Here is a 20,038-nt window from a genome sequence, read left to right as displayed (position 1 = left end):
CGCTCGGGCAAAGCCCGAGCGCTGCCGGGCCCAAGGCCGCTCAGGGTGATCGGCGTCAGCCGATTGCCCGTGGCGGGCGCGGGAGGGTTTGGTTTTGTATAGAGGTCAGTCTTCTTCGAAAGGATCCCATTCATCTTCGACCTCGGGCAGGGCTTCGGTCTCGACTTGGGCGGCGCGTTGTTCCGGTGTTTCGATCCGGGTGATTTTGGCCTTGGGAAAACTTGCCAGAACGGCCTGAACCAGCGGATGCGCCGAGGCCTCTTCTTTCAGATCCAGTTCCGCTTTATCGCGGATTTCGGCGATCGTCGGAGCGTCGCCATCCGATACAATGGACACCGCCCATCTGTTGCCAGTCCAACGTTGCAGGGCCGATCCCAGCCGTGGTGCAAGATCGGTCGGAGCTTGCGACGATGGGGTGAATTCGATCCGTCCTGGCTGGTAAGAGACCAGCCGCACGCCGTTTTCGACCTCGACCAGAAGCTTGACGTCTCGGTTGTTCCGGATCAGCTCGACCACATGTTCGAAACTTGGGTATCGCGCCAGTGCCGTCTGTGTATCTTGCGCCAAGGCGGCGACTGGTGCGCCGCCGGACCCGCGTGGCGCAGGGGCGTAGCTTGTAGTGGCGCGGGCTTCGACCGGGGCCGCGCCGTTGCTTTGAATGGGCATCCCACCGCCAGGCCCGCCTCCAGGGGGAGGAGGCGTATCCTGCAGCCGTTTGATCAGTTCTTCCGGGCTGGGCAGGTCGGCCACATGAGTCAGTCGGATCACAGCCATTTCGGCAGCCATCATGGCGTTGGGGGCGGCTGAAACTTCCTCAAGCGCTTTCAACAGCATCTGCCACATCCGAGTCAGTACCCGCATGGGGAGGGCCTCAGCCATCTGCTGGCCACGGGCGCGTTCATCCGGGGAAACAGTGGGGTCTTCGGCTGCGTCCGGGGTGATCTTCACGACCGAGACCCAATGCGTGATCTCAGCCAGATCACGCAGCACGGCCAGTGGATCAGCCCCTTCGGCGTATTGGCCACCAAGCTCGGTCAGCGCCCCAGCTGCATCGCCCCGCAGGATCATGTCCATGAGATCCAGAACCCGGCCACGATCCGCCAGGCCCAGCATCGCGCGTACTTGATCTGCCGTCGTCTCTCCGGCCCCGTGCGAGATCGCCTGATCCAGCAATGAGGTCGCGTCGCGAGCAGATCCCTCGGCAGCACGGGTGATCAGCGCCAGCGCATCCTCGGCAATCTCTGCGCTCTCAGCTGAGGCGATCTTGCGCAGCAGGCCGATCATATCCTCGGGCTCGATCCTACGTAGGTCGAAGCGTTGGCAGCGCGACAGAACCGTGACGGGAACCTTGCGAATCTCAGTTGTGGCGAAGATGAACTTCACATGCGCCGGCGGCTCCTCAAGCGTCTTGAGCAGCGCGTTGAAGGCGCTGGTCGACAGCATGTGGACTTCATCGATGATGTAGATCTTGTAGCGGGCCGAGGCTGCACGGTAGCGAACACTGTCGATAATCTCGCGAATATCATTCACGCCGGTGCGGCTGGCTGCGTCCATCTCCATGACGTCGACATGACGACCTTCCATGATGGCAACGCAGTGCTCACATTGACCGCAGGGCTCGGTCGTGGGTCCGCCATTTCCGTCCGGTCCGATACAGTTCATGCCTTTCGCAATGATCCGTGCGGTCGTCGTTTTGCCGGTTCCACGAATGCCTGTCATGACAAAGGCTTGCGCGATACGATCCGCCTCGAACGCGTTTTTCAGCGTGCGGACCATCGCATCCTGACCCACCAGATCGGCAAAGGTTTCCGGGCGGTATTTTCGGGCGAGAACCTGATAGGCGGGGCTGTCTGAGTCGGTCATGTCTGCTCTGGCGGATTCGGAACGTCACCGCAGCGTAGAGGCCCGCGCCGCCCGCGTCCACATGAGTTGAAGAACGATTTTGTTTTGGAAACTGGCGCGTCAGGGGTACAATCTTCGGATTGTGAATCAAGCCTAAAGTCAGGATCAACGCTTCCGGGGGGATGCTGTCATGACGAATTTGGTCATTCATGCTTTGCAAGTGGGCGGGGGCACACTTGCCCTAACGTCGATGCCGGGAAAGGGCGGCGACTATGCAGGCGACCTTGAAACGATTGGAGATTGGAGGCCGGGGCTCGTGCTTTCGATGACAACCGAGGCCGAGCTGGTCCAGTTTGGAGCCCGCGATTTTGGCCGCGACGTTCAGGGGCGCGCCAGCCGCTGGGTGCATCTGCCGATTCAGGATTTCGGCGTGCCACCGTCAGAGGTTGATGCGCAATGGCCCGATGTTAGTGCCGCGGCGCGGCAGGCTTTGTCTGGTGGAGGGCGCGTGCTTGTCCATTGTCAGGGCGGATGTGGTCGCTCTGGCATGGTGGTGCTGAGGTTGATGATCGAATGCGGCGAGGCTCCAACCCAAGCGCTGGATCGGTTGCGCAAGCTACGCCCCTGCGCGGTCGAAACCGATGCACAGAAGCACTGGGCCACCTTGCCCGCCCGAGCTTTGGCAGACTCCTAAGCCGACAATTGCAGTTCCGCCGGGGTCGTTTTGCGCGGCGCAATCACTGATGCCTCGAGCATAGCGCAGGGCAGGGATGTCATCGCTGCGCTAGGCAGGCTGTTCGTTTCGGTACCGAACATAAGGTCGGCGTAGCGATCGAGGGTCTCGCTGTCGGCATTAGGATCCGCTCCGCAATAGACCCGCACCCGAGACTGGCTGGCCCGAAACCGGGCGTGGCAGCCGTCCGTGCAATGGGTCAGGTCGCTGCTGCCTTCGATTTCGAAATCCGATGTGGTCGCCGGACCGGCTTGGTCCAGCGCGTCAACCATCGAACGCGCCAGCCGTGCCAATGCAGGGCAAGTCTTGCCCGTATGTTGGCAGATGGTTGCTGAGAACCTATGTGTCTTCGTCTTCCAGATCATCCTGCGCCCTCCGCGCGGTGGACAGGGGCTGGGATCAGGTGGGGCAGATAGGGTCTGTCACGGCCTGCCCGGACACCCCGCCCGAGTTTGGGTTATGTTGACAATGGCAGGTCTCCTGACTTGCGGGTCATCGCTTTGCCGACCTTCCCGGCCTTTCGGCCAGTGGCTCCTCGACATCGCTCACCGCTTACAGTTGCGGGGGCAGTCGCGGATTTGGTTCATCCCGAGCGAGCCGGGTAAAACCGCACCGTGTTCCCTTTTCATCCCGACCTCTTGCGAAAGCCGGGAACCATCGCACTATCGCTAGCGTTCATAACCATTCTGAGTCAAGTTGAACTTTCTGCGTTGCGGAAAGCCGATCCGCGAAGTGGACGCGTGGTCAAGCGGGATCGCAGTTGACTTGCATGGGCTGTCTGGGGTCAAGTTGCAATATGAACTCATCAGTTCAGTTTTCCACCGAGGATACCCATGTTGGATTCAAACCAAACAGTGCTGATCGAAGATGTTCAGATCCCGGTGGGGGATGGCGCCCTGTCCGGGCGGATTTACCGGCCCGTGGCGCAGCCCGAAACCGTAGTGGTGGTCAACAGCGCGACGGGAGTTCCGCGTGACTACTACAAGCATTTCGCACAGTGGTTGGCGTCGGATCGGGATATCGCCTGTCTGATCTATGACTACCGGGAATTCGGTCATTCGAAATCGGGGCCACAGCGTCGGTCGAAGATCTCGATGGCGGATTGGGCGTTGCAGGACATGCCCGCCGCGCGGGCCGAGATGCGCCGACGGTTCCCGCTGGCGCAGCAATGGTCAGTTGGTCATTCGCTTGGAGGGATGCTGGGGCCAGTGCAGCCGGATATCGACAAGATTGATCGCATGATCTGCGTCTGTTCTGGCCTTGTGAAATTGGGCGATCATCCTTGGCCGTACCGCGCTCTGGCCGGGTTGTTCTGGTATGGGCATGTGCCTCTGGTCGTGAGCGGCCTAGGGTATTTGCCGGGCAAGGCACTTGGGTTTGGAACAGACCTACCGCCTAAGGTCTATTGGCAATGGCGCAAATGGTGCACCGCGCCGCAAAGCTATCTGCCCGAGATCGGAGACACACTGCCGCAAGCTACGTGGCAGGATGCTGACGTTCCCGTCGACCTATTTGCCTTCACAGATGATGAGATGGTCCCAGAAGCTGCCGTTTGGCGGTTGGCCGAGCTTTATGGTCCGAAAGCACGCCGTCACCTGTTGTCACCGGAAGAGTTTGGCGTTCGGGAAATCGGCCATATCGGTGTGTTTGCCCGCCGAAATGCGGTGCTCTGGCCACGATTGATCGCTTGATGGGGGGCGCCGGCGGACCGGCGCCCTTGTTTCAATCGCTGCGCCGCGCGGATTTTCCGTGCATCGCGGATCGGACCATCTTGCCGAAGGCTTTGTCGCGTGCCCGCGCTTCGGCCACGGTCTCAGAGTTGCGCTGATCCTCGCGCCTCAGCTTGCGCCAGCGTTCCAGCCGATCTGCATCCAGTGTGTGTGCTTCAATCGCCGCCTGCACAGCGCAACCGGGCTCGGCCTCATGCTGGCAATCCGAGAACCGGCAGGTTTGGGCCAGCTCCAGAATGTCCGAAAAGACTTCGTCCACCCCGTCCTGGGCATCGAGCAGACGCAGGGCGCGCATGCCGGGGGTGTCGACCAGCCAACCGCCATTTTGCATCGGACGTAAGGCGCGAGACGTCGTGGTATGACGGCCTCGTGCGTCATCCTCGCGGATTGCGGCTGTTGCCTGATCCTGACCGGTCATTCCGTTGGCGAGCGTTGTTTTGCCAACCCCAGATGACCCGACCAAAGCTGCTGTCTGACCCGCCGGACACCAAGCCAGAACCTGCTGCAGGTCTAACGCGTCATGCGCGTTGACCGTCAGGACTGTCAAAAATGGCGCAAGCGCTTCAGCCTTTTTTGCATATGCCGTCGGATCAGAGCAGCTATCTGTTTTGGTCAGGACCACGACAGGAAAGCACCCCGTCTGATGCGCCAGCGCCAGATACCGTTCGAGCCGGGGCACATTGAAATCCGCATTGCACGAGCTGACGATGAACAGCACGTCAACATTGGCTGCGATCAACTGCGCCTCGGCCCCGGTTCCGGCAGCACGGCGTTGCAACAGGCTGCGCCGGTCAAGCAGATGCTGAACGCGATTCTTGTCATCGGCCAGCACCCAATCGCCAACCGCAAAATCGCCAGTGGAATGACCAGGGGCCAACAGAGACATTTCACCGGTCTCGTTCATCCCGACCAGACGGTCCCGGTGAACGGCGGTGATACGAAAAGGCGTGAGCTGCGCGTGCGCCGCGTGCTGTGCAGCGAAGTGAGAGGACCATCCCAGGTCCGAAAGAGTTAAAGACATTGGTTTGCCTGTGTTCAGATATAGCAATCCCATCGGATGGCAGACGCGCATCCGTTGGCGATGTGTTCAGGCAATCGGAGAGTTGGGTTTAGAACCGATCTGCCCGAAGGGTGTTTGCCACAATCATAAAGCCCTCCTGCGGCTGATGGTTTCTATAAAGTGAGAGGTTGGACATCGACCCAAGCGGGGCTCGTTGTGGCTGCTTCCTTCCGGACCTGACCAAGTTGGCGAGGCGCTCGCCCGCGCCAACCTCTCAGGGCCTGATATAGGGAAGGGATGTAAAAATGACAACCCGTTACAAGGTCAGTCGTATCCTTTCGAAGCCCTCGGCATCGGGACCCAGCAATTCAGGGGAGTACGCGCAGAGCTCAGGCAAATACTTCAACGCTCCGCTGCCGGTTCTGAGGATCGTTTTGGCACCATTCAATGGGGTTAAGGAGAACGGGTAAGGAGCCTGATCCAGAGGGTCTGCGGGCAGCCGATCTGACAGGTAGTCACGCAGTATCTCTTTGATATCTCTGGACGGCAGCGGAATGGTCCGGGCCTTGTCAACGAAAGCGAAATGCCCACCGCCGCTGGCGCGATAGTTGTTTAGGGCGACGACAAAGCTCTGGTCGTCGCGGACTGTTTGCCTGTCAAAGCACAGGTCGCGGATGCGCTGGGCAGTTGGATCGGTCAAGGCACCGTTGCTATCGAACCGCGCCGGGCTGGACAGGTCGATCTGATATGTGACGCCAAACACGACGTCAAAATTATGCCCCGCCCGGCGGGAATCGGTTAGCTCGGTTTGGGTGTCTGGGTGGATCTGGTTGAAAACACCCGCCGACATCTCAAGCCAATCCCGCAGTTGCCCGCCGGTGATTTCGACGGCCCGCAACTCGTTGGGAAAGACATGCAGGTCAGCGACGTGACGCAGGCAAATCTTACCTACAGGGACGTCCGTATAGTTCCTTGGCCCAGCGCGGCCGCCGAATTTGTACGGAGACACTGCGGACAGAAGTTGCGCTCCAGAGAAGGCGGTGCCGTGCAGGAACGGGCGCAAACCCGCCGCTTGTGCCGCCGCCACCAGGGCCAGCCCTCTATCTGGCGCGCAGAAGCTGAAATAGCTGTGCAGGCTCTGCTTGGTATGGCTGACAGGTTCGGCCATCATCTTGCGCGTGGCTAAGTGAGCGCGCTTGAACAGGTCGCTCAGGTCCTTGTCTTCCACCTCATCGGCTGTGGCGACCAGGCTGCAGTTGCGACCTGTGATCTGCCAGCGGCCCTCGGGTGCCTTGGTCATGTGCAGATCTATGACCCCCAGATAAGACCCAGCGGACCCGGCCATGACCACAGGCGTGCCATGGACCAAACCATTTTCGGCATCAACGCCGTCAAGCCCGTGATGCCCCGCGCCCGGCAGTGTCAGGTGCGTGTGACCGGCAACAATCGCGTCAATGCCCTCAATCTCGGCGAGGGGAATCACCGCATTCTCAAGCCTCGGCTGAGTCGTCGATTGTTCTAAGCCCGAATGCGCCAGCGCGATGACCAGATCACAGCCCTGCGTGCGTAACGCTGCAACCGTTCTTCGGGCGGCGGTCAGGATATCCTCGGCAACGAACGTGTCTTTCAGGTGATGCGCCTCCCACATCGTGGTTTGAGGCGGAAGCACTGAAAATACGCCGATTCGGATCGTTTCTTCCTGCGCAATGGACCGGGTCAGAGCGACACTGCGCAGCCAGGTCTGCCGGTCGTCCACATGGGTCAGATTGCTGCAAATCACGGGGCAAGGGGCTTGGCCTATGACGCGTTCAAGCACATCCAGTCCGAACCCCAAATCATGATTGCCCAAGCCGATCGCGTCATATTCTAGCGCCTTGAAGGCCTGCATCATCGGGTGCGGGCCCTCGTTTTCCACCGCCCAGTCCCCAATCGGCGTCCCTTGCAGCGCGTCGCCATTGTCGAACAAAAGGGTCAAACCGTCCTCGACCTGTTGACGGGCGTTTCGGATCGCCGACGCCGTACGCGTCAGCCCGATGGTCGGGTCCGTTTTGTCCGCATAATAGTCGAACCCGGTCAGGGTCATGTGCAGATCGGTGGTTGCCAGAATGCGGATATGCACCTCGGCGTCCTGCGCGTCTTTCATGCGCGGGGTAATTGCGGTCACGTTCGGTTGTCTACTTTTGCGCTATGAGAGTTAAGAAAATTTACCAAGAGGACAAATAAGTGAAAAATCCGAGGCGGTCATGCGGTGTTTCGGTGGCACCTGTTGATATGCCGCAGTAGTGAATTGACATTGCAACACCTGCGCGGACGTGGCAGCCCTAGGCGCAAAAGGCCGAGGGGACTCCAATGAAAAACGCAGAAAACGTGACATTCGGCAGTTCAGGCCTTGAACGAGCGGCCCATCTGCGGGGAGACGCGGACAAGCTTACCGAAGCGGCCCAAGATCCAAACGCCCGCTGCCTGTTGCTGTGGCGTGGAAAAGTGCTGGTGCAGGGCGAGGCTCTGGATCGGTTGGGTCTGGTCAACATGGCGCATCCTCTGGTCGCGAATGGCCTAGGTGGAGTGGTTGAGGCTCCGATCTTGCTTGGCTGCTCCGATGACGGGGCGGCGATGTTTGCCGCAGATATCTCTGAATGGCAGGCCGAGGGGCTGGATCTGTCGAGCTTGGGCAATTTCATCGACCCGTCCGAGCAACAACATCCCGATCTGCCTGAGGGCCATGTGTTTGCCGAGCTGCGTCGGATCATGACGCGCCTATCCGCCCGCGATGCCGAGCTTGCGGCGACAGCCAAGGCGGTTATCGGCTGGCACGAGACGCACCGCTTCTGTGCCCGCTGCGGCGCGCCAAGCGACGTATCGCAAGCCGGATGGCAGCGCAGTTGCCCGTCCTGTGGCGGTCAACACTTCCCACGCACCGACCCGGTTGTGATCATGTTGATCACCCATGGCGACAGCGTGCTGATGGGGCGCTCGCCGGGATGGCCCGAGGGTATGTTCTCGTTGTTGGCAGGCTTCGTCGAGCCGGGCGAGACACTCGAGTCCGCAGTGCGACGCGAGGTGATGGAAGAGGCGGGCGTTCCCGTCGGCGCAGTGTCCTATCTGTCCAGCCAGCCCTGGCCGTTTCCCGCGTCGCTGATGTTCGGCTGCGCTGGCGAGGCTCTGTCTCGGGACATCCAGATCGACCCGGTTGAGATCGAAGAGGCAATGTGGGTCAGCAAATCCGAGATGATGCAGGCCTTCGCGGGGGAGCATCCGCACCTGCTGCCCGCACGCAAAGGCGCGATTGCGCATTTCCTGCTGCAGAACTGGCTTGCAGATACGCTGGACTAAAGAAACACTAAACGGAAAGAACGAGCAGCGAAGGCCCACATGCAGTTTTCAGCGCGCGAAGATATCGAGGCTCCCATCCACTCGGTTTTTGACATGGTTGCCGATTTCGATCGGTTCGAACGCTTGGCGATGCGCCGTGGCGTTGACGTGCGCCGTACCACCGGCGGGGTCGAACCTGCTGCAGGCATGGCGTGGGAGACCGAATTCAAGCTGCGCGGCAAACCCCGCCAGATGTCTGTGTTGCTGACCGATTGCGACCACCCCTCGCAAATGCGATTCGAGGCGACAGGCAAGGGCATGACCGGGGTTACAGTGGTTGACTTTATGGCCCTGTCTCAGCGTCGGACCCGCTTGAGTGTGGACCTGTCACTCAGCGCCAAGTCCCTGCCCGCGCGGTTGCTGCTGCAGTCGATGAAGCTGGGACAGGCACGGTTTCGCAAACGCTTCCAAATGCGCCTGGCGGAATTCGCCCGAGAACTGGAGCAGCGCCACCGGCATGGCGCCTAAGCTCACATTTACCTGAAGCGCGGGCCTAGCCGCGTGTCTGGGCCGCCGGGTAGACGCCAAGTATTTCCACATTGGTGGTGAAATGCTCAAGCTCGTCCATGGCCAGTTGCACGTTCCGGTCTTCCGGATGCCCGACGATATCGGCATAGAACTGGGTCGCCGTGAACGAGCCATCGACCATGTAGCTTTCCAGCTTGGTCATGTTGATCCCGTTGGTCGCAAACCCACCCATCGCCTTATAGAGCGCCGCTGGAATGTTGCGGACCTGAAAGACAAAGCTGGTGATCATGCCGTGCTCGCCCCGACGCGACAGGTCGGCCTCGGGTGACATGACCAGAAAACGCGTGGTGTTGTCGCCATGATCCTCGATATGGCGGGCCAAGACGTTCAGGCCGTAGATCTCTCCGGCCAGTTCACTAGCCAGAGCGGCGGAATGGATTTCACCCGCCTCGGACACCTCACGCGCGGCGCGGGCGTTGTCGGGGCTGACCCGCCCATGAATACCGTGCTGGCGCAGGAAGCCCGCGCATTGGGGCAGCAGCACCAAATGGGAATGCGCCTCGGTGATGTCGTCCAGCGTCGCACCGGGCACGGCCAGCAGGTTGATGTGGACACGCACGAAGGCCTCATCAATGATTTGCAGACCACTATGCGGCAACAGCCGGTGGATATCGGCCACCCGCCCATAGGTCGTGTTTTCGACCGGCAGCATCGCCAGATCAGCCGCGCCGGACCGAACCGATTCGATCACATCCTCGAAAGTACGGCAGGGCAGCGCCTCCATATCGGGTCGCGCGTTGCGGCAGGCCTCGTGGCTATAGGCGCCGGGTTCGCCTTGAAAGGCAATGCGTTTGGTCATTTGGTCGGTCCCGTGCAACAAGTTACAAAATTGGGCGTTTCGTCGCGGTGTCTATACCTTGCCTCTCGCAAGGGGAAGCCTTAGACACCTTTTCAGACAGCTGAAATGGACTAGCGATCAATGTTCGACACGATGACAGTTACAAAGGCCGCTGCGGGCCTGTTCGGCACGTTCCTTGTGCTGCTTCTTGCCAAATGGGGTGGTGACATCCTGTACCATTCGCATGGGGGCCATGGGGATGCACAGGCTGCCTACATCATCGAGACCGAAAGCTCGGGTGAAAGCGCCGATGGCGAAGAGGTGGTCTTTGAAGACCTGCTGGCCGCCGCGGACCCTGAAAAGGGCGCCAGAGTTTTCCGCAAATGTACTGCGTGCCACAAACTGGAAGACGGTGCGAACGGCACCGGACCCTACCTGTACGGCATTGTAGATCGGCCCGTTGCGTCGGCAAAAGGCTTCACCGGCTATTCGGCGGCGATGCAGGCGCATGGCGGCAACTGGACCCCCGAAGCGCTTGATGCCTTCGTTGAAAGACCCAGCGCCTATATCTCGGGCACATCCATGAGCTTTGCCGGCCTGAAAAAGCCGCAAGACCGCGCGGACCTGATTGCCTATCTGCAAACCATCGGCAACTGATTGCCATCACGTTTGCGAAAAAACCCAAAGCCGCTGCCTTGTGCAGCGGCTTTTTTTATGTCGAAAATCTTCACAAAGCGTTCACGCATTCTAAACTTGAATCAGCCAGGACTGGCGATTTAGCTGGCGGGACCGACATAGATGACGACAACGATCCAGAGGATGAGCCATATGAAACCCCTCCTGCCTGCTGCGCGCGATATGAGTATTCGGCATTGGGGGGTGGTCTTAGGGTTGGTCGCCGTAACGCTCGGATCAGCTGGGGTTGCCCAAGCGAATGATGAAAACGTTACAACCAGCCACGGGTACTCCTATTTTGGAAATCTAGACTACCCGGCCGACTATCCGCATCTGAATTACGTGAATCCCGACGCTCCCAAAGGCGGTGAGATGTCACTGGCAGCGTCTGGAACCTTTGACTCGCTGAACCCTTACTCACGAAAGGGTCGGAGCGGAGCGTTAACCACAATCCAATATGACCGCCTGTTCGAAAGTGCGGATGACAGCGTCGGTCAGTACTATGGTGTTCTGGCGGAAAGCCTCGAGTACGACGAAGGCCGCAACTACGTGATCTTCAACTTACGCCCTGAGGCCATGTTCTGGGATGGAACACCGGTCACGGCTGAGGACGTTGTTTACAGCCATCGTTTGTTCATCGAGCAGGGCCTGCCGTCTTACGCGCAGGCTGTCGGGCGCATGGTCACAGGGGCCGAGGCGCTAGACGATCACACTGTGAGGTTCACGTTCAACCCAGAGGTCACGCGCCGTAGCTTGATCGAAACCGTAGGATCGACGCCCGTCTTCTCGAAAGCGTGGTTTGAAGCCGACGAGTCGCGCCGCCTGGATGAACCTCGTCTGGAAGTGGCAGTCGGTTCGGGCCCATACAAACTGGACAGTTACGATATCAACCGCCGTATCGTCTACAAGCGCCGCGACGACTATTGGGGCAAAGACCTGCCATTCAACGTAGGCCGCAACAACTTTGACACTATTCGCGTCGAATATTTTGCTGACCAGACTGCCGCGTTCGAAGGTTTCAAGGCGGGCGAATATACGATGCGGATCGAGAGCGATCCCAAGCTCTGGGCGACAAGCTATGACTTCCCCAAGCTGACAGAGGGTTCGGTTGTGCGCGACGAAATCATGGATGGCAGCCCGCCGACGCCGTCTGGTTTTGTGTTCAATCTCGGCAAGCCCCAATTCGCAGATAAGAACGTCCGCAAGGCGTTGGCACTGGCATTCAACTTCGAATGGGCAAACGAATCCCTGTTGTTTGGATTGAATTCGCCTCGCAACTCTTTTGTGCAAGGCACACCGCTTGAAGCGCAGGGCGCCCCAGCGGGCCCAGAGCTGGCCTTCTTGGAAACGCTTGGCGATGTCGTCCCAGCCGATTTTATATCCGAGGATGTCGTCGTCGCGCATGAATCCAACCCAGCGCGCCTGAACGACCGGCGCAACCTGCGCAAAGCGTCGAAGATGCTGGACGAGGCGGGCTGGCCCGTGGGCGAAGGCAACGTGCGTCGCAATACCGAAGGGCAAACACTGAAGGTGAATATCCCATACCCTTCGAACTTGCCGACATCGACGGCGACGATGATCGAAACCTATGTTCAGAATCTTCAGGCACTGGGTGTAGATGCATCTGCTGAAAAGGTTGATCCGGCACAATATACATTGCGTAGCCGAGAGCGCGACTACGACATGGTCTATTCCACGCGGTATGGTTCGTTCCTGTCGACCGGCGGCGGATTGAGCCAGATGTATGGGTCCGAAGAGGCAGCCTTTAGCCTGTTTAATCCCGCTGGCCTGGCAAGCCCGTTGGTCGACGCGATTATTGAAGCGTCTTTTGAAACCGACAATCAGGCTGATCAGGACGCAGCACTTATGGCTTTGGATCGTGCCCTGAGGTATGAGTTTTTCGTGATCCCCGTGGGATACATCGCGGACTACTGGACAGCCTACTACGACATGTACGAATACCCTGAAAACCTGCCACCCTATTCATTGGGTCATTTGGACCTTTGGTGGATCAACCCCGAGAAAGAAGCCGATTTGAAGGCAAAAGGCGCGCTGCGGTAAAATGGGCGCCTATATTCTAAGACGCCTGCTTTTGGTCATTCCGACCTTGCTGGGCATAATGGTCGTCAACTTCACGCTTGTGCAGTTTGTTCCGGGTGGACCCGTTGAACAAATCATCGCTCAGATCGAAGGACAGGGCGATGTCTTCGCGGGCTTCGCTGGGGGCGGAGACGCCGGTGCAGGGTCCGAGCCTGCAGGCGGTGTATTCGACGACAAATATGTGGGTGCGCGCGGCCTACCTCCGGAGTTCATTGCCGAATTGGAAAAGGAATTTGGTTTCGACAAGCCGCCGCTTGAGCGTTTTCTTGGAATGATGGGCAACTACCTAACGCTCGATTTTGGCGAGAGCTATTTCCGGTCGATCAGCGTGATTGATTTGGTGTTGGAAAAGATGCCTGTGTCCATCTCGCTTGGTCTGTGGTCGACCTTGATCGCCTATCTGGTCTCTATCCCGTTGGGCATCCGCAAAGCCGTAAAGGACGGGTCGCGGTTCGATACGGTGACGAGCGGCGCTATTATCGTGGCCTACGCGATCCCCGGTTTCCTATTTGCCATCCTGCTGCTGGTGCTGTTTGCCGGTGGATCCTACTGGCAGATCTTCCCGCTGCGAGGGCTGACCTCGGACAATTGGGACAGCCTCAGCCTTTTGGGCAAGATCGCCGACTATTTCTGGCATATCGCGCTGCCGATCATTGCCTTGACCATTTCGGCCTTTGCGACGCTGACGCTGCTGACCAAGAACTCGTTTCTGGATGAGATCAAGAAGCAATATGTCATGACTGCCCGTGCCAAGGGATTGGGGGAACGTAGGGTCCTCTATGGTCACGTCTTCCGCAACGCTATGCTGATCGTGATTGCGGGCTTTCCGGCAGTTTTCATCGGTGTCTTCTTCGGCGGGTCAATTATTATCGAGACGATCTTCTCTCTGGATGGTCTGGGTCGCCTCGGGTTCGAGGCCGCCGTGGCGCGGGACTATCCGGTGATCTTTGGCACTCTGTTCATCTTTGGTCTGATGGGGCTGGTTGTAGGTATCATCAGCGACCTGATGTATGTGCTGGTCGACCCACGCATCGATTTTGAGAAGAGGGAGGGGTAAATGGCGCTTTCCCCTCTCAATCAACGGCGTTGGCGCAATTTCCGACGCAATGGCCGGGCTTTCTGGTCGCTGATCATCTTCTCGGTGCTGTTCGGCCTGTCCCTATTCGCCGAGTTCATTGCCAATGATAAACCGATCCTAGTGCAATACCGTGGTCAATTCTACACGCCGATTTTTAACTTCTATCCCGAAACTGAATTTGGCGGCGATTTCCAGACCGAGGCGATCTATCGCGACCCCGAGGTCCGCTGCCTGATCGACAGTGGCGGGCTTGAGGACTGTTTCGACGACCCCGAAGGTATCGTCGAGCAGATCGAGGCGGGGACATTTCAAGCCGAAGGGTTCGAGCGAGGTTGGGCCATCTGGCCGCTGATCCCCTATTCCTACAACACCAGCGTTGATCGCCCCGGTGCAGCCCCCTTGCCGCCGAATGGTCAGAACCTGCTGGGAACGGATGATACCAAACGGGACGTGCTGGCGCGGGTGATTTACGGCTTTCGCCTGTCGATCCTGTTCACTTTGATGGTGACAGGCGTGGCCAGCCTAATCGGTATTTTCGCTGGGGCCATTCAAGGCTTCTTTGGTGGCTGGCTCGACCTGATTTTTCAGCGGGTCATCGAGATATGGTCCGCGACCCCGTCTCTTTACGTCATCATCATCATGTTCGCCATTCTGGGCCGAAGTTTCTGGCTTCTGGTGATCCTGATGATCCTGTTCAGCTGGACCGGATTGGTCAGCGTTGTGAGGGCCGAGTTCCTGCGGGCGCGCAATTTGGAATATGTCCGTGCCGCGCGGGCGCTGGGCGTGGGTAACATGACGATCATGTTCCGCCACATGCTGCCCAATGCGATGGTTGCGACGCTGACCTTCATGCCCTTCATCGTGACTGGCACGATTGGCGGGCTGGCCTCTTTGGATTTTCTTGGCTTCGGCTTGCCATCCTCGGCCCCGTCGCTAGGGGAACTGACCTTGCAGGCCAAACAGAACCTTCAGGCCCCTTGGTTGGCCTTCACCGCCTTTTTCACCTTCGCCATCATGCTGTCGCTGCTGGTCTTCATTTTCGAAGGCGTCCGCGATGCGTTTGATCCCAGAAAGACCTTCTCATGAGCCTTTTGGATGTAAACAACCTCAAGGTCTCGTTCCGCCAGGACGGAGAGGTATCGGCTGCGGTTAAAGGCGTCTCCTTCACCGTGGATCGGGGGGAGACAGTTGCGCTGGTGGGTGAGTCCGGTTCGGGCAAGTCTGTGACGGCATTGTCGACAGTGTCGCTGCTGGGCGACAGCGCCATGGTCGAAGGTTCCGTCAAATATGACGGGGTCGAGATGATCGGCGCGTCGGAAGATAAGCTGATGGAGGTGCGCGGCAACGATATCAGCTTCATCTTTCAGGAGCCGATGACCTCTCTCAACCCGCTGCACACGATCCAGAAACAGATGGCGGAATCGCTGGCTCTGCATCAGGGCTTGGCCGGGGATGCCGCGCGCGACAGAATTTTGGAGTTGCTGAACAAGGTTGGCATTCGCGACCCTGAGGATCGCCTGGACAGCTATCCGCACCAGCTGTCGGGCGGGCAGCGGCAGCGTGTGATGATCGCAATGGCGTTGGCGAACAAACCGGATGTTCTGATTGCGGATGAACCGACGACCGCCCTAGATGTGACCATTCAGGCGCAGATCCTCGAACTGCTGGCTGAGCTGCAGAAATCCGAGAACATGGGGATGCTGTTCATTACCCATGACCTTGGGATTGTGCGTCGGATCGCCGATCGGGTCTGTGTGATGAAAGACGGTGAGATTGTAGAAACTGGAATCACGGCCGAGATTTTCGCCAACCCTCAGCATCCCTATACGCGTAAATTGCTGGAGGCCGAGCCTTCGGGACATCCCGACCCCGTCGCCGCGGACGCGGAAGAGGTCGCCCGGACCGACCACCTGAAGGTCTGGTTCCCGATCCAGCGCGGTTTTCTGAAACGCACGGTCGGCTATGTGAAAGCCGTCAACGATGCAACGTTCAGCGTTCGGGCCGGGGAAACCCTTGGCATTGTCGGCGAAAGTGGCTCGGGCAAGACGACGATGGCGCTGGCCATCATGCGCTTGATCGCGTCCGAGGGTGGGATCACCTTCCGCGATCAGGATGTGCGCCGCTGGTCCACGCGAGAGCTGCGGCGCCTGCGCAAGGACATGCAGATCGTGTTTCAGGACCCGTTCGGCAGCCTGAGCCCACGTATGACATGCCAGCAGATCATCTCCGAGGGACTCTCTATTCACAACGTCGACCCGCATCGCGCCCCGCGCGAGCTGGTGGCCGAGGTGATGACGGAGGTGGGCTTGGACCCGGCCTCAATGGACCGCTACCCGCATGAGTTTTCGGGCGGACAGCGTCAGCGGATTGCGATTGCGCGGGCCATGGTGCTGCGCCCGAAACTACTGGTTCTGGATGAACCGACAAGCGCGTTGGACATGACGGTGCAGGTTCAGATCGTTGATCTCCTGCGCGATCTGCAGCGGAAATACGGGCTTGCGTATCTGTTCATCAGCCACGACCTGAAAGTTGTGCGGGCGATGTCCCACAAGGTCATCGTCATGCGCAACGGCGACGTGATAGAGATGGGCGCATCCGAGGATCTGTTTGAAAATGCGCAAACAGATTACACCCGTGAACTGATTGCGGCGGCGGGCTAAGGCCCGCCTCGCGTTTCCCTCAAGCGCTAGCTTTCTCGCGATCGGCGGGTTTTGGGACAGGTCCGCGCAACTCTTCATAGTGATCGAAGCTCAGATTGACCCACCCCGTTCCCCGCGTGGCACTGGCGAGGGTTCGGTGCAACTCATCTTGCGCGACAGCGGGCAGTTGGGCGTTGAAGATTTCCCAACCTGAGGCATCCGGATTGCCCTCAAACCCCAAAACCTGCCCTTGAAGCGAACTGATCGTGGGAACCAGATCTCCGACGAAATCTGACGGCAGATGAATCTCGGCCGTGAGAATCGGCTGCAGTACCACGGGCTTGGCCTGCGGCAGTGCCTCACGCACTGCGTTCTTGCCCGCCGTCCGGAACGCGTAGTCCGAACTATCGACATTGTGGTGTTTGCCGTCGCTGAGGGTGATTTTGACATCCACGACCGGGAAGCCTTCGGGGCCTTGTACCAAAGCGTCTTTGGCCCCGTGCTCCACGGATGGGATGTAGTTCTTCGGCACCGCACCGCCCTTCACAACCTCTTCGAATTGAAAGCCCGAGCCACGGGGTAGAGGCGCGACCGAGATCACAACGTCGGCGAATTGTCCGGCGCCGCCCGATTGCTTGCGATGACGGTGGCGATGTTCGACCAGCGTACGGATGGTTTCGCGATAGGCGGTTTCCACGGCGTCGGTTTCGATTTCGATCCCGAAATCCTCCAACAGTTTTGCCGTCACCCGCCGCATATGCTGCGGACCCTGCGAACCCAGTACGGAATGACCGCTTAGCTCGTCTTGTTCCATATGCAGCCCTGGGTCGATCTCAACTAAGCGGCTCAGGGCATTTGACAAGCGCACGTCGTCGCGCTCATGCGCGGGTGAGACGACCTGCCGGTGCGCAACCGGATGCGAAGACGCCCAGTCCGGAAGCGGCGTGGCCGACCGGCTGTCATAGATGTATCCGGGGTTCAGGTGATCAGATTTGACCGCAAGACCGATTTGCCCGGCCTCCAACGCGCCGATCTGTGTTTTGGCGTCCAGGCTTGTCAAATTGCCAACTGTTTCGCCTCCCAAAGCCTCATGCGCTTTGACGCCATCGCCTAACCCACGCAGCACGGTGATCTTGCCGATATGTTTCTTCACATCGGCAAAGCCCGCAATTGCCCGCGCATTGTCGGCGGCCTCATCCCGCCCAGCGGCGATATCGAACTCGGGCGCTTCGTGCCGCAAGGCTTTCATCAAGCGGGTGAGTCCATTGCCATGTTGCGCGGCCCCAAGGCAGGCCGGAATCAATTGGTGATTTTGCAGGACCTGAGCAGCCAGATCATAAACCTCGGCGCTGGGGGGCTGCTTGTCTTCTATAAGCTGCTCCAGCAGATGGTCATCGAAATCCGAAAGCGTTTCCAGCAATTCAGTGCGGGCTTCCTGCTCACGGTCCTCGACGGATTGAGGCACTTCGATCAAGGCCGAGGGCTGGCCCTCCTGATACTTCCAAGCGCGTTCCGAGATCAGATCAACCGCGCCTATGATTGTATCGCCGTCGCGGATCGGGATCTGCCGCAACGCGATGTGATGCGTGCAATAGGTCTGCAGGGCCGCGATGATGTCGCGGATACGGCCATTGGGGTTGTCCATTCGGTTGATGAACAGGAAGCAGGGAATGCCTGCCTCTTCCACCAGCCGCAGGTATGGCGCGCATAGCACGGCGGCATCGGGGTCTGGCGGGACGACGACCACGGCGGCATCCGAGATCGCCATGGCTGGTCCCACATAGGCCAGCGCATCGCCGCCGCCATCCACGTCAACCGCGCACCACGGTTCGTCCAAAAAAGAAAAACCGTGCAAATGCACGGTTCCGGAGATGTCGAATGTTGTCGGGCGCCCGTCGAGGCGGCTGATGGCCTCGACCAGAGTGGATTTGCCCGATTGACTGGGGCCTAGGACGGTAAAAACGCGCATATGTGCTGTCCCTCTTTCAGGTTGCAGAGTGGCTGCACGAAAGGGGCTGCCTTGCGCAAATGCGTTGGCATGGTTTGTCTGCGGATTTGCCTGCCTCGGGCTGTGGATCTGATCGAAGACCCACGCCCCGAGTGTGGAGAAAACACCAGCCTTGCGTCAAGCCCCAGTTCGGGATCGGCTTGGAGGTGCCGAAACCCGACCCTGAAACCCAAGGTCAGATCGCAGAGCTATGTCCGGCTTTGCTCAGGTCATAGGCATCGAAGCTACGTGCGATCATTCGGGTCAGGGCACGCGCCTCGGGCGGGATGAACAGCCCGTCTTCGGTGACACGCAAAAGACCGTCGAATCTCGCGTTCACCTCGGCGTACATCTTGTTCAGCTCGGCGCTGGATACATCATAACCGCGCAGGATCTCGGCCGAGTCGACCCGAAAATCGCACATCAACGCTTCGATTAAGCGGGCACGCAGCACGTCCTGTCCCTTGAACGCATGCCCACGCGAGGTCGAGAACTGACCGTCGCGAATTGCCTTGGTATGGGCCGAGGTCGCGGGGTTGTTCTGCGCGTAGCCCTGAGGAAAGCGCGATATCGAGCTTGCACCGATGCCGATCAGAACTTCGGCCTGATCATCGGTATAGCCCTGGAAGTTGCGTTTTAGTTGGCCCGCTTTCAATGCTTTGGTCAGCCCGTCTTCTTGCGTTGCGAAGTGGTCGATTCCGATCTCGGCGTAGTTGTCCCACATGAACAGGCGGCGGGCGGTGTCGAAAAGATCCAGACGCTGCTCGGGCGTTGGCAGAGCCTCGGACGGGATCAGTTGCTGCCGTTTCGCCATCCACGGCACATGGGCATAGCCGTATAGCGCGACGCGATCCGGGCTGAGCGACAAAAGCTTCTGCACGCTTTCAGTCATCCGCGCCTTGGTCTGATGCGGCAGGCCAAACAGGATATCGGCATTCAGGCTGGTGATCCCGCGCGCGCGGATCATATCCACCGCATCCCGCGTGGTATCGTAGCTTTGGATGCGCCCGATGGTTTTCTGGATCTCATCATCGAAGTCTTGCACTCCGATCGAGGCGCGGTTCATGCCCGCGTCTGCGAGGACATCCAGACGCGCTTCGTCAATCTCATTCGGGTCAATCTCGACCGAGAACTCGGCATCCGGTCCTAGCGGCACGATATCCAGAATGTAGCGCGCCAGATCGCGCATCAGGTCGGCATTCAGCAGGGTTGGGGTGCCGCCGCCCCAATGCAGGCGGGATAGAACCACCCCCTCGGGCAGGCGCGCGGCCAATAGGTCCAGCTCAGCCTTCAGCACGTCGACATAGGCGACCACGGGGCTGTCGGTTTGCGTGCCTTGCGTGCGGCAGGCGCAGAACCAGCATAGACGCCGACAGAAGGGGACATGGACATAAAGCGAAATGGCGCTGCCGGGTTTAATCCGGGCGATCCAGTCACCAAATAGATCAGCCCCCACGTCATTGCTGAAATGGGGGGCGGTCGGGTAGCTGGTGTAGCGAGGCACCTTCGCGTCAAAAAGTCCAAGCCTTGCCAATTGTGATTTATCTATCATGGAGATACCTTTAAGGGACCCAAG

The 20,038-nt window shown here is 59.2% G+C and carries 16 protein-coding genes, 1 other RNA gene and 1 riboswitch; of the genes, 9 read left to right on the top strand and 8 right to left on the bottom strand.

The window, feature by feature from the left end; genetic code table 11:
- Positions 1-105: 105 nt before the first annotated feature.
- Complete coding sequence (locus tag ACR0B5_RS10180; RefSeq protein WP_480540218.1) at positions 106-1,863, bottom strand: DNA polymerase III subunit gamma/tau; 1,758 nt, start codon at positions 1,861-1,863, stop codon at positions 106-108.
- A gap of 169 nt (positions 1,864-2,032) precedes the next feature.
- Here ACR0B5_RS10180 and ACR0B5_RS10175 point away from each other — a divergent pair, with 169 nt between their 5' ends.
- On the top strand, positions 2,033-2,536 hold the full coding sequence (locus tag ACR0B5_RS10175) for a phosphatase domain-containing protein (protein WP_170642670.1): 504 nt from the start codon (positions 2,033-2,035) through the stop codon (positions 2,534-2,536).
- Here the strand turns inward: ACR0B5_RS10175 and ACR0B5_RS10170 are convergent.
- On the bottom strand, positions 2,533-2,940 hold the full coding sequence (locus ACR0B5_RS10170; protein ID WP_480540217.1) for a hypothetical protein: 408 nt from the start codon (positions 2,938-2,940) through the stop codon (positions 2,533-2,535). The genes ACR0B5_RS10175 and ACR0B5_RS10170 overlap by 4 nt on opposite strands.
- Positions 2,941-3,028: 88 nt before the next feature.
- Positions 3,029-3,249, bottom strand: a riboswitch (cobalamin riboswitch).
- 159 nt (positions 3,250-3,408) lie between these two features.
- Between ACR0B5_RS10170 and ACR0B5_RS10165 the strand changes: the two genes are divergently transcribed.
- Positions 3,409-4,266 carry an alpha/beta hydrolase family protein gene (locus tag ACR0B5_RS10165; RefSeq protein ID WP_480540216.1) on the top strand — a complete coding sequence of 286 codons (858 nt, stop codon included), beginning with the start codon at positions 3,409-3,411 and terminating at the stop codon, positions 4,264-4,266.
- Positions 4,267-4,297: 31 nt separating this feature from the next.
- On the opposite strand, the gene rsgA is transcribed toward ACR0B5_RS10165, so the two are convergent.
- From rsgA to ACR0B5_RS10150, 3 genes are all read right to left on the bottom strand, one after another.
- On the bottom strand, positions 4,298-5,326 hold the full coding sequence (gene rsgA, locus ACR0B5_RS10160) for a ribosome small subunit-dependent GTPase A (protein WP_480540215.1): 1,029 nt from the start codon (positions 5,324-5,326) through the stop codon (positions 4,298-4,300).
- A gap of 157 nt (positions 5,327-5,483) precedes the next feature.
- An RNA gene (gene ffs, locus ACR0B5_RS10155) (signal recognition particle sRNA small type) lies at positions 5,484-5,582 on the bottom strand.
- A gap of 39 nt (positions 5,583-5,621) precedes the next feature.
- Positions 5,622-7,469 (bottom strand): bifunctional 2',3'-cyclic-nucleotide 2'-phosphodiesterase/3'-nucleotidase, encoded by a 1,848-nt coding sequence (locus ACR0B5_RS10150; RefSeq protein WP_480540214.1) that lies wholly within the window; start codon positions 7,467-7,469, stop codon positions 5,622-5,624.
- A gap of 185 nt (positions 7,470-7,654) precedes the next feature.
- Here ACR0B5_RS10150 and nudC point away from each other — a divergent pair, with 185 nt between their 5' ends.
- Together nudC and ACR0B5_RS10140 are read left to right on the top strand one after the other, a co-directional pair.
- Complete coding sequence (gene nudC / locus ACR0B5_RS10145) at positions 7,655-8,638, top strand: NAD(+) diphosphatase (RefSeq protein WP_480540213.1); 984 nt, start codon at positions 7,655-7,657, stop codon at positions 8,636-8,638.
- A gap of 39 nt (positions 8,639-8,677) precedes the next feature.
- Positions 8,678-9,145, top strand: a complete 468-nt coding sequence (locus tag ACR0B5_RS10140; RefSeq protein ID WP_480540212.1) for an SRPBCC family protein — start codon at positions 8,678-8,680, stop codon at positions 9,143-9,145.
- Between the two features lie 25 nt (positions 9,146-9,170).
- Here the strand turns inward: ACR0B5_RS10140 and ACR0B5_RS10135 are convergent, their stop codons facing one another.
- Positions 9,171-10,004 (bottom strand): prephenate dehydratase, encoded by an 834-nt coding sequence (locus ACR0B5_RS10135; protein ID WP_480540211.1) that lies wholly within the window; start codon positions 10,002-10,004, stop codon positions 9,171-9,173.
- Positions 10,005-10,124: 120 nt separating this feature from the next.
- Here ACR0B5_RS10135 and ACR0B5_RS10130 point away from each other — a divergent pair, with 120 nt between their 5' ends.
- The 5 genes from ACR0B5_RS10130 to ACR0B5_RS10110 all read left to right on the top strand — a co-directional run bounded on the left by ACR0B5_RS10130 (position 10,125) and on the right by ACR0B5_RS10110 (position 16,496).
- Positions 10,125-10,640 carry a c-type cytochrome gene (locus ACR0B5_RS10130; protein WP_480540210.1) on the top strand — a complete coding sequence of 172 codons (516 nt, stop codon included), beginning with the start codon at positions 10,125-10,127 and terminating at the stop codon, positions 10,638-10,640.
- 171 nt (positions 10,641-10,811) lie between these two features.
- The gene (locus ACR0B5_RS10125; RefSeq protein ID WP_480540209.1) at positions 10,812-12,719 is read left to right on the top strand and encodes an extracellular solute-binding protein; all 1,908 of its coding nucleotides are present in this window, start codon (positions 10,812-10,814) and stop codon (positions 12,717-12,719) included.
- A gap of 1 nt (position 12,720) precedes the next feature.
- The gene (locus tag ACR0B5_RS10120; RefSeq protein ID WP_170375427.1) at positions 12,721-13,815 is read left to right on the top strand and encodes a microcin C ABC transporter permease YejB; all 1,095 of its coding nucleotides are present in this window, start codon (positions 12,721-12,723) and stop codon (positions 13,813-13,815) included.
- Positions 13,816-14,922, top strand: a complete 1,107-nt coding sequence (locus ACR0B5_RS10115) for an ABC transporter permease (RefSeq protein ID WP_170375425.1) — start codon at positions 13,816-13,818, stop codon at positions 14,920-14,922.
- Positions 14,919-16,496 carry an ABC transporter ATP-binding protein gene (locus ACR0B5_RS10110; protein ID WP_480540208.1) on the top strand — a complete coding sequence of 526 codons (1,578 nt, stop codon included), beginning with the start codon at positions 14,919-14,921 and terminating at the stop codon, positions 16,494-16,496. The genes ACR0B5_RS10115 and ACR0B5_RS10110 overlap by 4 nt, the downstream gene beginning before the upstream one ends.
- A gap of 19 nt (positions 16,497-16,515) precedes the next feature.
- Here the strand turns inward: ACR0B5_RS10110 and ACR0B5_RS10105 are convergent, their stop codons facing one another.
- Positions 16,516-18,444, bottom strand: coding sequence for an elongation factor G (locus ACR0B5_RS10105; protein ID WP_480540207.1), 1,929 nt, complete (start codon positions 18,442-18,444; stop codon positions 16,516-16,518).
- A 214-nt stretch (positions 18,445-18,658) separates the two neighbouring features.
- Positions 18,659-20,014, bottom strand: a complete 1,356-nt coding sequence (gene hemN, locus ACR0B5_RS10100) for an oxygen-independent coproporphyrinogen III oxidase (RefSeq protein ID WP_480540206.1) — start codon at positions 20,012-20,014, stop codon at positions 18,659-18,661.
- Positions 20,015-20,038: the final 24 nt, after the last annotated feature.

The sequence above is a fragment of the Ruegeria sp. AG1 genome, from assembly GCF_056541705.1.
The sequence above is the reverse complement of the archived record's forward strand: the minus strand, read 5'-3'. Positions and strand labels throughout refer to the sequence as shown.

What these genes read in the sequence shown, in the direction of transcription:
- ACR0B5_RS10130 (WP_480540210.1), top strand. Translation starts at nt 10,125, where the DNA reads ATGTTCGACACGATGACAGTTACAAAGGCCGCTGCGGGCCTGTTCGGC.
- ACR0B5_RS10125 (WP_480540209.1), top strand. Translation starts at nt 10,812, where the DNA reads ATGAAACCCCTCCTGCCTGCTGCGCGCGATATGAGTATTCGGCATTGG.
- ACR0B5_RS10170 (WP_480540217.1), bottom strand. Translation starts at nt 2,940, where the DNA reads ATGATCTGGAAGACGAAGACACATAGGTTCTCAGCAACCATCTGCCAA.
- ACR0B5_RS10140 (WP_480540212.1), top strand. Translation starts at nt 8,678, where the DNA reads ATGCAGTTTTCAGCGCGCGAAGATATCGAGGCTCCCATCCACTCGGTT.
- rsgA (WP_480540215.1), bottom strand. Translation starts at nt 5,326, where the DNA reads ATGTCTTTAACTCTTTCGGACCTGGGATGGTCCTCTCACTTCGCTGCA.
- ACR0B5_RS10135 (WP_480540211.1), bottom strand. Translation starts at nt 10,004, where the DNA reads ATGACCAAACGCATTGCCTTTCAAGGCGAACCCGGCGCCTATAGCCAC.
- ACR0B5_RS10175 (WP_170642670.1), top strand. Translation starts at nt 2,033, where the DNA reads ATGACGAATTTGGTCATTCATGCTTTGCAAGTGGGCGGGGGCACACTT.
- ACR0B5_RS10115 (WP_170375425.1), top strand. Translation starts at nt 13,816, where the DNA reads ATGGCGCTTTCCCCTCTCAATCAACGGCGTTGGCGCAATTTCCGACGC.
- ACR0B5_RS10165 (WP_480540216.1), top strand. Translation starts at nt 3,409, where the DNA reads ATGTTGGATTCAAACCAAACAGTGCTGATCGAAGATGTTCAGATCCCG.
- hemN (WP_480540206.1), bottom strand. Translation starts at nt 20,014, where the DNA reads ATGATAGATAAATCACAATTGGCAAGGCTTGGACTTTTTGACGCGAAG.
- ACR0B5_RS10180 (WP_480540218.1), bottom strand. Translation starts at nt 1,863, where the DNA reads ATGACCGACTCAGACAGCCCCGCCTATCAGGTTCTCGCCCGAAAATAC.
- ACR0B5_RS10105 (WP_480540207.1), bottom strand. Translation starts at nt 18,444, where the DNA reads ATGCGCGTTTTTACCGTCCTAGGCCCCAGTCAATCGGGCAAATCCACT.
- nudC (WP_480540213.1), top strand. Translation starts at nt 7,655, where the DNA reads ATGAAAAACGCAGAAAACGTGACATTCGGCAGTTCAGGCCTTGAACGA.
- ACR0B5_RS10110 (WP_480540208.1), top strand. Translation starts at nt 14,919, where the DNA reads ATGAGCCTTTTGGATGTAAACAACCTCAAGGTCTCGTTCCGCCAGGAC.
- ACR0B5_RS10120 (WP_170375427.1), top strand. Translation starts at nt 12,721, where the DNA reads ATGGGCGCCTATATTCTAAGACGCCTGCTTTTGGTCATTCCGACCTTG.